The following is a 12,966-nucleotide window of genomic DNA, read 5'->3' on the forward strand; positions in this document are numbered from 1 at the left end:
GCGCTTTTCTTCTTTGTTTGCTAGTCTATTCATAATAAGTCGATTTTGTGTCAACTTATTTCAGGACGGGACAATCATGTAAAAAAAAGCTCCAATTTTATTGGGGCTTTTTTTATCGAACTTGTTGAATGGTAAAAAAGCAATCTTCACTAGTACCTAAAATAGAAACAGAAAGAAGGTCACTAACAATTTCGAAAATGATAGTATCACCAGTTGTCATTTCTATCAAAGACTCTACTTGTCTTACTGGAGGAGTTACATTCGTAGAAAGTACACTTATATTTGCAAAACTATTTCTGTTTACTACTGTACCGTTTTTAGATATGGCTACACCAAAATTTGTCGCTACTCCTACAGTTGAATTCGATTTAATCTGAACTTTAACTGCATAAATACCATCTTGTTTTGCCGTAAAAGTATTAGTAGCTGTATTAAATTCGGTATTAGCATCAAATTGAATAAAATCAAAAGGGATTTTAACTCTATTGGAAAGTAGATTTAAGCTAACTAATGAAGTACTCGAAAACTGTCCTTTAATAACTGTCTTAAGATAACTGTTTACAACTGTTTTTGAAGAAACACGTTTAGAGTTTCCTATATTATCCACTACAATGATAGAATCTTTTGCAGCCGTTAAATTAGTTGTTAATGTCGTACTTCTAATTCTTAAATCACCATTAATATCTAATGTACTTGTGGGATTTGTAGTTTCTATCCCCACTTGGGCATACAGGCAAGTAGTAAGTAGAAAACTCACTAATAGTGTAAAATTTTTCATGTTTTTGTGCTTTAGATTGTTTCCTATAAAAGTAAAACACACGGGTGTTAATTTATTACATTTTTATTGTGTAAAATGTTAATTTATAATGGTTTAGGTTTGTAGTGGTTATAGGATAATAATGGAGAAATTGGAAGGCTTTTCTTAACAAAAAATAAGAGGTATTGTTAAAATTAATCAAATAATAACATATTGCTAAAATTTAAGCTTATAAAACACTTTTTTAGCAATAAAAAGAGCTATTTATTTTCTTTTTCTTAACTAGTTTTATGTGAAAAAATTGTAATTTAACAAAAAAAATGGCAATAATTCATATAGCATCTGAATGTTTTTCAATTGCAAAAGTGGGAGGTTTAGCAGATGTAGTAGGTGCTTTACCGAAATATCAAAATCAAAATAATCAAGAGGCAATGGTTATTATGCCTTTTTATAATGTGCCGTTTACTCAAAATAATCAGTTTACTACTGTATTTGATGGTGAAGTTCCTTTATATGGTAAAAATTATACTTTTGAAATTTTAAGTCTTTTAGACGATATTGGTTTTCCAATATATTTTGTAGCCATACCTGAACTTTTGTTTACAGAATATGTTTATTCACAGGATGATACCTTGCGTTTTTTAGCTTTTCAAATAGCCGTTTTAAAATGGATGATAACTTGGGAAAATCAACCCGATATTATTCATGTGCACGATCATCATACTGGATTAATACCCTTTATGATGACACAATCCTATCAATTTGAAAGTTTGAAAATGATTCCTACTGTTTTTACCATTCATAACGCACAATATCAAGGTTGGTTTTCACATGATAAAGTAGGATTGTTGCCCAAATTTGATTTTTCAAAAGTAGGTTTACTAGATTGGAATGGGGTAATCAATCCGATGGCTGCAGCTATAAAATGCGCTTGGGCGGTTACTACTGTTTCTCCTTCCTATATGAAGGAATTACAAATTATAGCTAATGGCTTGGAAAATTTATTAGCTCATGAAAAAAATAAATGTGTTGGTATTTTAAATGGAATTGATGTTGAGGTTTGGAATCCAGAAACCGATGCTTTTTTGAAGAAAAATTATAAAAAAACAAATCTTGTTACTGGAAAAAAAGCCAATAAAAATTGGTTATGTGAACAGTATAATCTAGATAAGGATAAACCTTTAATCGTTTTTATTGGAAGATTTGTGCATGATAAAGGGTGTGATTTGTTTGGGATGCTTTTTTCTGAGTTTTTACTTGAGTTAAATATTTCTGTTTTAATCCTAGGTTCAGGTGATGTAGCTATCCAAAATGAATTAGAAGGTTTAAATACTGTTTTTTCAGGAAAATATAAATATGTTTCAGGTTATAACGAAGCATTGTCTCATATTATGTATGCTGGGGCAGATTTCCTACTAATGCCCTCTCGTGTTGAACCTTGCGGCTTAAATCAAATGTATGCCCTTCGTTACGGAACAATTCCGATAGTCAATAAAGTGGGTGGTTTAAAAGATACGGTTGTCGATTTTAAAGAACACAATGGTTTTGGAATTGTAATGAATGAATGTACTATATTAGAAATGAAAAAAGCAATTGTAAATGCCTCTGATATATATGCTAATCCTATCCTGTTTAAAACCACAAAGAATCAAATCATGAAAATAGATCATTCTTGGTTAGCTTCTGCAAAAGAATACCAACAACTATATAAAAAACTAAAAATGTAAATTATGTTTTCAGAAAAAGTCTTATCGATTATTTTAGGAGGCGGACAGGGGTCTCGCTTGTATCCATTAACAGACAATAGGTCTAAACCAGCCGTTCCAATTGCTGGAGAATATCGTTTAGTGGATGTACCCATTTCAAATTGTATTAATTCTAATTTTAAACGCATTTTTGTCTTAACACAATTTAATTCGGCTTCTTTAAATAGACACATTAAGAATACATATCATTTTAGTTTTTTTAGTTCTGCATTTGTAGACGTTTTGGCCGCAGAACAAACACCGATGAGTCAAAAGTGGTTCCAAGGAACGGCCGATGCCGTAAGACAAAGTATGCATCATTTTGTGAAACATGATTTTGAGTATTTTTTAATTTTATCAGGAGACCAATTGTATCAAATGGATTTCCAATTAATGCTAGACAATCACATTGAAAATAAAGCTGAGATTTCAATAGCTACTATTCCAGTTAATGCCAAAGACGCTACAGGTTTTGGAATTATGAAGACAGATGAAAACAATACCATTACTTCATTTATTGAAAAACCAGCCAAAGAATTACTTCCCGATTGGAAATCATCTGTGAGTGCTGAAATGGAAGAGAATGGAAGAGAGTATTTAGCCTCAATGGGGATTTATATTTTTAACCGAGAATTATTGGTTAAACTAATGGAAAATCCAGATACTATCGATTTTGGGAAAGAAATTATACCTCAATCTATTCATACCAATAAAGTGGTTAGTTATCAATTTGAAGGATATTGGACCGATATAGGAAATATTGAATCTTTTTTTGAAGCCAATTTAGGTTTGGCAGACGATTTCCCGCAATTTGATTTATATAACAGAACTAAAAGAATTTATACTAATGCGAGAATGTTGCCTACTTCAAAAGTTTCAGGTACCCAAATGTTTAAAGCCGTTGTCGCTTCTGGTTGTATTATCAATGCAGAAAAAATAGAATATTCTGTGATTGGAATTCGCTCTAAAATTGAAAGTGGATCTATAGTGATTAATACTTATATGATGGGAAGCGATTTTTATCAAGCTTTAGAAGATATATTAGATGAAGACATTGTTAATATGGGTATTGGGAAAAACTGTTATATTAAAAACGCTATTTTAGATAAAAACTGTTGTATAGGAGATCACGTAAAGATAGAAGGGGGCTCGCATTTAGAGGATATTGATACACCTACATACACCGTTAGAGATGGCATTGTTATTGTTAAAAAAGGAGCAATAATACCATCTAACTTTACAATATAATATGGGGAATGTTATTGCACATAGTCTCTTTACAGAGTTCGATATTAATTTATTTAAGGCTGGAAAACAATTTCGGTTGTATGAGAAATTAGGATCACATACGATTCATTTGAACGGACAAGAAGGAACTTATTTCGCTGTTTGGGCACCTAGTGCTTCTCGTGTTTCGGTTATAGGCGATTTTAATTATTGGAATGAAGAGGAACATCTTTTACATGTACGATGGGATTCTTCAGGCATCTGGGAAGGTTTTATTCCTTATGTGAGAAAAGGAACTGTTTATAAGTATGCTATTCAATCCAAAATAACATCTGAAAAAATAGAAAAAGCCGATCCTTTTGCCAAACGCTGTGAACACCCACCCAAAACAGGATCCATCGTTTGGAATGATGACTATGCTTGGCAAGATCAACATTGGATGCAGGAAAGATTTCATAAGAATAGTTTGCAAGCCCCATTTTCAGTCTATGAAGTGCATTTGACTTCTTGGAAACGAAAAGTAGAAGAAAATAGGTCTTTATCTTATTTTGAATTGGCAGAAGAATTAGTACAATATGTAAAAAAAATGCATTTTACTCATGTTGAGTTTATGCCTATTATGGAATATCCTTATGATCCTTCTTGGGGATATCAAATTACAGGATATTTTGCGCCCACTTCAAGACTCGGTTATCCCGAAGAGTTAAAATATTTGATAGATGTTTTTCATCAAAACAGTATTGGTGTAATTTTAGATTGGGTGCCTTCTCATTTTCCTGAAGATACGCATGGTTTAGGTAAATTTGACGGATCTTGTTTGTATGAACATCCTGATCTTAAAAAAGGATACCATCCCGATTGGAAAAGCTTAATTTTTAATTATAGTAGAAATGAAGTAAGAGCTTTCTTAATTAGCAATGCTTTATTTTGGTTAGATCAATATCATGTAGATGGTCTACGAGTGGATGCGGTTGCTTCCATGATTTATTTGAATTATTCAAGAAAAGAAGGAGAATGGGAACCCAATATTTTTGGCGGAAATGAAAATTTGGAAGCCATCAGTTTTCTAAAGGAATTAAATGAAACTGTATATTTGAATTATCCCGATGTGCAAACCATTGCAGAAGAATCAACTGCTTTTCCCATGGTATCTAAACCTACTTCCATAGGTGGTTTAGGTTTTGGTATGAAATGGATGATGGGTTGGATGCATGATACCTTGCACTATTTTAATAAAGATACTATTTATCGAAAGTACCATCAAAATGAAATCACTTTTAGTTTAACCTATGCTTTTAGTGAAAATTTTATGCTACCGTTATCTCACGATGAAGTAGTTTACGGAAAAAAATCAATCATAGGAAGAATACCTGGAGATGAATGGCAACGATTTGCTAATCTGCGCTTACTGTATGGTTATATGTTTACGCATCCAGGTACTAAACTCTTATTTATGGGTAACGAAATAGGCCAATATGAAGAATGGGATTTTCAAAGTAGTTTAGATTGGAATTTATTATCCTATTTCCCACATATTAATATCCAACAGTTTGTTTCAGATGTAAATCTCTTATATAAAGAAAATAAAGCACTTTATGAAAAACAATTTTCACAAGAGGGTTTTGAATGGATTAGTTATGATGATACAGAAAATAGCGTAATGTCTTATTACAGAAAAGGAGAGAATAAAGAGGATACATTATTAATTATTTGTAATTTTTCTACCAATGCTCTTCATAAGTATAGAATAGGGGTATATAAAGAAGGAATATTAGAAGAGATTTTCAATAGTGATGCTTCAAAATATGGTGGAAGTAATGTAATAAATGAGAATCCAATTCCTGTAGAAAGTAGTTTCTATCATAATCAAACGTTTTCGTTCATAACTTCTTTGCCTCCATTAGGAATTTCCGTATATAAGTATAAATAATTTGTTATTTTAGAGGATATTAATAAAAGATTGTAAAAAAGTAAGTTATGATTTTAAATACAGAGTTAGAATATAAAGGAAATCTTTTTCCAGATAAAATAGTTTCCTTTAAAAAAGATGTTGATAAAATTTACTTTTATACAGCAAATAATGTAGTATTACAAGTTACCGTTTTGCGAGATAGTGTACTTCGGTTTCGGTTCACTACTGTTGGTTCTTTTAGTAGAGATTTTTCCTATGCAATTTCGCCTAGTGCCAGTAGAGGATATAATCAATTAGAGATAACAGAAACTACTGAAAGTTATGAAATTAGCACTTCAAAAATAATCTGTGTTATTTCTAAAAAAGATTTAAAAACGGTATTGTATGATGCTGTCGATAAAACCTTAATTTGTCAGGACGAATTAGGATTTCACTGGGAAGAAAGTTATGAATTGGGTGGTGATATTGTGAAAATGTCCAAACATTCGGAAACCAGTGAGAGTTTTTATGGTTTAGGTGACAAGCCCTGTCAAAATAATTTAAAAGGAAAACGTTTTGAAAATTGGGTAACCGATTCCTATGCGTTTGGAAAAGATACTGATCCAATTTATAAAGCGATTCCGTTTTACATTGGTTTACACTCTAAAAAATCCTACGGCATTTTCTTTGATAATACCTTTAAAACCTATTTCGATTTTTGCCATGAAAGAAGAAGTGTAACCAGCTTTTGGGCTATGGGTGGCGAAATGAATTACTACTTTATTTATGGTCCTGAAATGAATGATGTAATTGCTAATTATACCGATTTAACAGGTCGTCCTAAACATTTGCCACCCTTATGGGCATTAGGTTATCATCAATGTAAATGGAGCTATTTTCCAGAATCTAAAGTAAAGGAGGTAACTCAAAAATTTAGAGATCTCAAAATTCCTTGTGATGCCATTTACCTCGATATCGATTATATGGATGGTTTTCGTTGTTTTACATGGAATAAAGATTATTTTCCAGACCCTAAACGTATGGTGGCTGAATTAGCTGAAGACGGCTTTAAAACCATTGTTATTATTGATCCTGGTATAAAAATTGATCCCGATTATTGGGTGTTTCAAGAAGGATTAGAAAACAAATATTTTTGCAAACGGGCAGACGGACCTTATGTAAAAGGAAAAGTTTGGCCAGGAGAATGTTATTTTCCCGATTTTACCAATCCAAAGGTAAGAGAATGGTGGGCCGAATTATTCAAAGAATTAATAGAAGAAATAGGAGTAAAAGGGGTTTGGAACGACATGAATGAACCTGCTGTTATGGATGTGCCTAATAAATCGTTTCCAGATGATGTAAGACATAACTATGACGGGTCCAATTGCAGTCATAGAAAAGCACACAACGTATACGGCATGCAAATGGCTCGTGCTACTTATCACGGATTGAAAAAATTTTCGTATCCGAAGCGTCCCTTTGTAATTACTCGGGCTGCTTACTCTGGAACACAACGCTATACTTCAACTTGGACAGGCGATAATGTAGCAACTTGGGAACATTTACAAATTGCCAATGCGCAAGCCCAGCGAATGAGTCTTTCTGGTTTTTCATTTGTAGGTTCCGATATTGGAGGTTTTGCAGAACAACCGAATGGTGAATTATACGCAAGATGGATACAATTAGGCGTATTTCATCCATTTTGTAGAACCCATTCCTCAGGGGATCATGGAGATCAAGAACCGTATGCTTTTGGAACTAATATTACAGACATCGTTCGCAAATTTATAGAAATTCGGTATCAATTATTACCCTATTTATATACCGCTTTTTGGAAATATATTGAAGAAGGAGTGCCTATTATTAAATCCTTAGTAGTTTATGATCAAGAAGATCAACAAACCTATTTCAGAAACGATGAGTTTATCTATGGAGATAGCATTTTAATTTGTCCTATTATCGAACCCAATTCAAAAGGGAGAAGAATGTATTTTCCTAAAGGAAAATGGTATAATTTCTTTACCAACGAATTAGTTGAAGGCGGTGAGGAAAAATGGGTAGATGCCGATATAGATACCTTACCCGTTTTTGTAAAAGAAGGAGCTATTATTCCAAAATATCCAATACAACAATATGTAGGTGAAAAAGAAATTACCGAATTAAAAATTGATGTCTATTATAAACTAGGGAAAGAATCTTCCATGGTTTATGAAGATGGGCAAGATGGTTACGATTATATGAAAGGGCGTTATAGTATTCGCAATTTCAATGTGGTAGGAAAAGAAGAAGTATTAATTATTCAGCAATTTAAATCGGGTAAATTTACTACCTCTTATGAAATTATTGAATTGAATATTATTGGTTTGCCTTTTGAAAAAGGAATCGTAGAAGTAGACAGCGAAATCATCGATTATTCAGCTATTCAATCTAATATTGTAAAAGCCAGAAAAGATTTTACTGAAATCAGAATTTATAACAAATACTGTGAAATTCCTTTGAAAGACTAAATAAATTATGTTATAATGTTTAAAAAAAATGATTTAAAAATATAGTTATGGTACTCTTTTTTTATGTCGTAGCTTTTAGTCAGAGTAACATTAATAGGGGATAGTTTATCTGGAAAGTTGTCAGGAGATTTAAATTCAAAAATGAGATCAGGACAAACTTTTTTAATGCTGTATCCAAAAAAAGAAGATATATTAACAGATAGTTTAGGTAATTTTACAATTGAAAGTCTAGCTACAGGTAACTATTACTTATTAGCTACTGAATAAATATAATGAAAAAGAGAAAATATTTTTTCAAATTGATTCAAGCTCTATTACAAATTTTGAATATAAAGTTAAGATTGATTGTTCATTTTTAAGCAAAGAATAAGCTTTCGCATATATTAAAGAAGAATGCCTAAACTTGATAGTGTCATATGATTCCTCATTATATAGACAAGAAATTTTAGAGAAAAAATATCATTTTAAATATAATTCTTTAGGATGTATGGTTTATTTAGTTGGTTGTGCAAAGTTGTACAATGATGCAATTTTTAAATATTTAGATAGTAAATATGGAAAAAAATGGCGAACAGAAATTAGGAACGATGTAATTGGTCTTCAATTAGAATAAATTTCACCATGAACGTTTTAATTTATAAAATTGGAATCTTTTTTTTTATTTTGTTTTATAATGTTATCCTGTCTCAGGAACAAATATATACATCAAGAAAAGGATTAAAGTTTTTTCCATCTCATTTAGAAATTGTTGTAACTGTTTCTAATGAAACAATTAAATATGAACTGTTTAATCATTGGTATTCAAATTCCTATGTGCAACTAAGGGAAGTTGTTGTTCCTTTAGATAGTTTAACTAAGTTTAATAAAGAAAACGAAACCATAAAAATCAAATTTGAAAAAAATAAGATTAAAATTGTAGACAAGAAATATAAGGTTTCTAAAAAAATGAAACACACTGCTTTATGTACTTCATTAGATGTCATGAGGAAAATATCGTATGCATATGAAATCTCAAAAGCATATAAAAATATCGGACATTTTGTACTTTATACAACATTTGATCTTAAATTATCAGAAACCGATTTTAAAATAAAAGTTGATGAGAATTTAAAAGAAATACTTGAAAGAGATAATTCACGAAACCGTTTACTTTTAAATAATAAATTATAATTAAATTTAGAGAGTCAAATTGATTTTTAATGGCTTTTAATGAAAATACAATTCAAAGAATAAGATATTTCTTCCAAGAAAAAAACGTAAACTTTTACGAAAAGAAAATGTTTAGCGGTATTTGTTTCATGGTAGAGGATAAGATGTGTTGTTGTAATCATATTGATAAAAAATATGAGGAGGATTTTTTATTATGCAGAATAGGTGAAGAAGCTTATTCTAAAGCTTTAGAAAGCGAGTATGTTATTCCTATGGAATTTACTGGTAAAGCGATGAAAGGATATGTTTATGTTACAGAAAATGGGTTTTTAAAAACGAAAGATTTACATTATTGGCTACAACTCTGTTTGGATTTTAATCCTATGGCGAAATCAAGTAAGAAAAAATAAATGACATTTCTAAAAATTGTATTTCAGAATATATTTACTTCCTAATAAACGTTTTTCATATTAAGGATAACTAATAAAATACAAAACGAAATAAGTTAATTAAATGATAAAACTGCTCTAGAATGTCTGGAGCATTTTTTTATTGTAATAATATCAGTATTTTTGATATACTAAAATAATTGCTAATGAATTCCATGTGGTATTTTGAAGATGTAAACTTATTTAATATCATGTGCCCGCATAAATACAAAGATGCAGGGCACAGCCATTCGTCTAAAAATTATAAGAAAAACGATATCATCTATACAGAAGACGATGCAGCAGATAAAATATATCTGGTAAGCAATGGTAAAATTAAAATTGGGTACATCAACGAAGAAGGTGAGGAGATTATATCTGCCATTTTATCCAAAGGAGAAATTTTCGGAGAAAAAGCTATTTTAGGAGAAGAAAGAAGGAACGAATTTGCATTGGCACTCGAAAATAATACAACCATTTGCCCTATTGCAGCCGATGAAATGCTCGAATTAATTAGAGGAAACCGAGAACTTAGCTTAAAAATTTATAAGTTTATTGGTTTCAGATTAAAGCGATTAGAACGCAGGTTAAAATTATTATTATTTAAAGATACCAAAACCCGTTTGAAAGAGTATTTAAATGAATTAGCTTTAGATTATGGCTATAAAAATACAGTTTCAGGAGATACCGTTATCAGACATCCTTTTACTCAAAAAGAAATCGCTTCTTTAATAGGTACTTCTAGACCTACGTTAAATATTTTAATCAACGAACTTCAAGAAGAAGGTTATCTGCAATTCGATAGAAAAGAGATCATTCTTAAAAATTGTGGTTAAAAATCATGAGGTAAATCGATAATAACACGATAAGCTTTGAGTAAATCAATAGCCGCTTTGGAAGTATAGTCAAACGAACCCTCTTGATCAATTCGCTTTTTATTCTGTTCAATACGTCGTAGCGCATCAAAAAAACGTCTTACTTCTTGTAAATCAGATAAAACTAAATGAGGAACCGAAGTGGTTTTTCCCGATTCGTCTTTGGCAACCATAGTAAAATAACTCGAGTTGCAATGTTTAATCACTCCAGTTTGTATGTTTTCTGAAACCACTCGAATGCCTACAACCATAGAGGTGTTTCCTACATAATTTACAGAAGCTTTTAAGGTAACCAATTCTCCGATTTCAATAGGATTTAAAAAGTCTACCTTATCTACCGAAGCCGTAACGCAATAACAACCCGAATATCTAGAAGCACTGGCAAAGGCAATTTGATCCATTAACTGTAACAAATAACCACCATGAATTTTACCACTAAAGTTAGTGTGTGAGGGAAGCATTAATTCGCTCAAAGTAACTTTTGAAGCTTCAACGCTATTCGATTCTTTTTTCTTATTCATTGTTTTTATAAACTCCAAGTTTTTTTCGTTAGTATTTATGTTAGTTCGATAAATTCAGGTAATTAAATGCTATTTTAAAAAAAGTTATTCATTACTCACCGTTATTAAAATAAGGTGACGTTTCTTTTTCTACTTTGGTAATAAAATAACGGGTGTCTCCCCACCAAAAAAAAGTGCGTAAACGCTCTACATATTCTACTTTTACAAAGTTCCCTTGTAGTATTTTTAAGCTGTCTATTACTTTTTGATCTTTGTCTAAAACAGAAAAGTTAAAAACTTGAGCACCAGATATACCTTGACTTATTTCTCCTTCCCAAGTTTTAACAACATATCCTTTATGACTTATTTTAATTAATTCTCCAGAACGAATACCTGTACTATATGGAACATAAAAAACATAGGCCATATAAGCAGAAATGCTAAAAATAGCAATGATTATACTAAAAAAAACGATTTTCTTAAAGACAGACATAGGCTATTCATTTTCAATTGTTGTATTTATTTCATTCTCTGTAGCTCTTTTTAAAACGCTCTCTGGAAGTGCTTTTTTGGCTTTGGCACCCATTTTTTTCAAGCGTTCTACACTGGTAATTAAATTTCCTTTACCATCAACTAATTTGTTCATAGCATTGCCATATTCAGATTTAGCTTCGTCCATTTTTTTACCAATTTTAATTAAATCGGAAACAAAACCTTCAAATTTATCATATAATGCTCCAGCTTGACGGGCAATTTCGATGGCGTTTTCCTGTTGCTTTTGATTGGTCCACATACTATCAATAGTGCGAAGAGTAGCTAATAAAGTAGCAGGTGTTACAATTACAATGTTTTTTTCAAAAGCTTTGTTGTATAAGGTGTTGTCTTCATTTAGTGCCAATGCAAATGCAGGTTCAATTGGAATAAAAAGCAATACAAAATCCGGACTTTCCATATGGTAAATGTCTTGATAATTTTTATCACTCAATTGATCTACATGACGTTTTACAGAAGTAACATGCTCTTTTAAAATGATACTTTTAGCCGTTTCGTCTTCTTCGTTTATGTAACGTTCGTAAGCGGTTAAAGAAACTTTTGAATCGACTACCATTTTCTTACCATCAGGAAGATTGATAATTACATCTGGCATAATTCTATTGCCTTCTTGATTGGTAAAACTTTGTTGTACTTCATATTCACGGCCTTTTTCTAAACCTGATTTTTCCAAAACACGCTCTAAAACCAGTTCGCCCCAGTTTCCTTGCATTTTGCTGTCTCCTTTTAAAGCTTTGGTCAAATTAACTGTCTCTTTCGACATTTTATCATTCATTTCTCTCAAACCTAAAATTTGCTGACGTAGAGCGGCATGGTAATCGATACTTTCTTTGTGTGTATCTTCTACTTTCTTTTCAAACAACTGAATTTTTTCCTGTAACGGATTTAAAATAACTTTCAGATTTTCTTTGTTTTGTTCTGTAAACTTAGTTGTTTTTTCTTCTAAAATTTTGTTGGCCAAATTTTCAAATTCTTTGGTAAACTTTTCCTGAAGCTCATTTACTTCTTGTTTTTGCTCTTTATTTCGCTCTAATAAATTATCAAAATCATTTTCTTTTTTGGCTAAATGAATAGCTAAAGCTTCTTTTTCTTTTTGGATACTTTCTTTTTCATTAACAACTTGGGCTAAGTTTTTTTCAAATTGTAATTTTTCGGCTTGCAATTGATTTTTTACTTCTTCCATTTGGTTTACCAAACCAGAAACTCTCTCTTCTAAGGAAGATTTTTCTGCTTGTGATTGGGTTTTAGAAAGCAATTTGCCAAGGTAAAAACCTATGGCTAAAGCGAGGATAAATACGGCTAATACTAAAAAAATCTGTGACATATACATTGACG

13 protein-coding genes are annotated in these 12,966 nt (G+C 31.2%); 9 read left to right on the forward strand and 4 right to left on the reverse strand.

Translation table 11 applies throughout. The annotated features are described in order from the left end of the window. Positions 1–112: 112 nt before the first annotated feature. On the reverse strand, positions 113–778 hold the full coding sequence (locus CX675_RS17160) for a hypothetical protein (RefSeq protein ID WP_130736481.1): 666 nt from the start codon (positions 776–778) through the stop codon (positions 113–115). A gap of 299 nt (positions 779–1,077) precedes the next feature. Here CX675_RS17160 and CX675_RS17165 point away from each other — a divergent pair, with 299 nt between their 5' ends. From CX675_RS17165 to CX675_RS17200, 9 genes are all read left to right on the forward strand, one after another. Then, positions 1,078–2,484 carry a glycogen synthase gene (locus tag CX675_RS17165; RefSeq protein WP_130736482.1) on the forward strand — a complete coding sequence of 469 codons (1,407 nt, stop codon included), beginning with the start codon at positions 1,078–1,080 and terminating at the stop codon, positions 2,482–2,484. Between the two features lie 3 nt (positions 2,485–2,487). Continuing rightward, complete coding sequence (locus tag CX675_RS17170) at positions 2,488–3,750, forward strand: glucose-1-phosphate adenylyltransferase (protein ID WP_130736483.1); 1,263 nt, start codon at positions 2,488–2,490, stop codon at positions 3,748–3,750. Between the two features lies 1 nt (position 3,751). Then, complete coding sequence (gene glgB, locus CX675_RS17175) at positions 3,752–5,659, forward strand: 1,4-alpha-glucan branching protein GlgB (RefSeq protein WP_130736484.1); 1,908 nt, start codon at positions 3,752–3,754, stop codon at positions 5,657–5,659. 47 nt (positions 5,660–5,706) lie between these two features. Then, entirely contained in the window at positions 5,707–8,127 is a 2,421-nt protein-coding gene (locus CX675_RS17180; protein ID WP_130736485.1) for a glycoside hydrolase family 31 protein, read from the forward strand. A 141-nt stretch (positions 8,128–8,268) separates the two neighbouring features. After that, entirely contained in the window at positions 8,269–8,394 is a 126-nt protein-coding gene (locus CX675_RS20215) for a carboxypeptidase-like regulatory domain-containing protein (protein ID WP_240723681.1), read from the forward strand. A 136-nt stretch (positions 8,395–8,530) separates the two neighbouring features. Then, positions 8,531–8,740 (forward strand): hypothetical protein, encoded by a 210-nt coding sequence (locus CX675_RS17185; protein WP_130736486.1) that lies wholly within the window; start codon positions 8,531–8,533, stop codon positions 8,738–8,740. Positions 8,741–8,748: 8 nt separating this feature from the next. Further along, positions 8,749–9,297 carry a hypothetical protein gene (locus CX675_RS17190; RefSeq protein WP_130736487.1) on the forward strand — a complete coding sequence of 183 codons (549 nt, stop codon included), beginning with the start codon at positions 8,749–8,751 and terminating at the stop codon, positions 9,295–9,297. A gap of 29 nt (positions 9,298–9,326) precedes the next feature. Beyond that, positions 9,327–9,686: a TfoX/Sxy family protein gene (locus tag CX675_RS17195; protein WP_130736488.1), complete on the forward strand. Its 360-nt coding sequence runs from the start codon at positions 9,327–9,329 to the stop codon at positions 9,684–9,686. Between the two features lie 185 nt (positions 9,687–9,871). Then, positions 9,872–10,540, forward strand: a complete 669-nt coding sequence (locus CX675_RS17200; RefSeq protein ID WP_130736489.1) for a Crp/Fnr family transcriptional regulator — start codon at positions 9,872–9,874, stop codon at positions 10,538–10,540. Here the strand turns inward: CX675_RS17200 and CX675_RS17205 are convergent. From CX675_RS17205 to rmuC, 3 genes are all read right to left on the reverse strand, one after another. After that, entirely contained in the window at positions 10,537–11,100 is a 564-nt protein-coding gene (locus CX675_RS17205) for an acyl-CoA thioesterase (protein ID WP_130736490.1), read from the reverse strand. The genes CX675_RS17200 and CX675_RS17205 overlap by 4 nt on opposite strands. A 91-nt stretch (positions 11,101–11,191) precedes the next feature. Continuing rightward, a complete protein-coding gene (locus CX675_RS17210; RefSeq protein ID WP_130736491.1) occupies positions 11,192–11,572 on the reverse strand; it encodes a 6-phosphogluconate dehydrogenase in 381 nt (126 codons plus the stop codon). A gap of 3 nt (positions 11,573–11,575) precedes the next feature. Next, on the reverse strand, positions 11,576–12,955 hold the full coding sequence (gene rmuC / locus CX675_RS17215; RefSeq protein WP_130736492.1) for a DNA recombination protein RmuC: 1,380 nt from the start codon (positions 12,953–12,955) through the stop codon (positions 11,576–11,578). Between the last annotated feature and the right edge of the window lie 11 nt (positions 12,956–12,966).

The sequence above is a fragment of the Flavobacterium sp. J27 genome (assembly GCF_004303025.1).
GTDB lineage: Bacteria > Bacteroidota > Bacteroidia > Flavobacteriales > Flavobacteriaceae > Flavobacterium.

Coding starts and splice junctions, on each gene's coding strand:
- CX675_RS17160 (WP_130736481.1), bottom strand. CDS start 778: ATGAAAAATTTTACACTATTAGTGAGTTTTCTACTTACTACTTGCCTG.
- CX675_RS17165 (WP_130736482.1), top strand. CDS start 1,078: ATGGCAATAATTCATATAGCATCTGAATGTTTTTCAATTGCAAAAGTG.
- CX675_RS17170 (WP_130736483.1), top strand. CDS start 2,488: ATGTTTTCAGAAAAAGTCTTATCGATTATTTTAGGAGGCGGACAGGGG.
- glgB (WP_130736484.1), top strand. CDS start 3,752: ATGGGGAATGTTATTGCACATAGTCTCTTTACAGAGTTCGATATTAAT.
- CX675_RS17180 (WP_130736485.1), top strand. CDS start 5,707: ATGATTTTAAATACAGAGTTAGAATATAAAGGAAATCTTTTTCCAGAT.
- CX675_RS20215 (WP_240723681.1), top strand. CDS start 8,269: ATGAGATCAGGACAAACTTTTTTAATGCTGTATCCAAAAAAAGAAGAT.
- CX675_RS17190 (WP_130736487.1), top strand. CDS start 8,749: ATGAACGTTTTAATTTATAAAATTGGAATCTTTTTTTTTATTTTGTTT.
- CX675_RS17195 (WP_130736488.1), top strand. CDS start 9,327: ATGGCTTTTAATGAAAATACAATTCAAAGAATAAGATATTTCTTCCAA.
- CX675_RS17200 (WP_130736489.1), top strand. CDS start 9,872: ATGAATTCCATGTGGTATTTTGAAGATGTAAACTTATTTAATATCATG.
- CX675_RS17205 (WP_130736490.1), bottom strand. CDS start 11,100: ATGAATAAGAAAAAAGAATCGAATAGCGTTGAAGCTTCAAAAGTTACT.
- CX675_RS17210 (WP_130736491.1), bottom strand. CDS start 11,572: ATGTCTGTCTTTAAGAAAATCGTTTTTTTTAGTATAATCATTGCTATT.
- rmuC (WP_130736492.1), bottom strand. CDS start 12,955: ATGTCACAGATTTTTTTAGTATTAGCCGTATTTATCCTCGCTTTAGCC.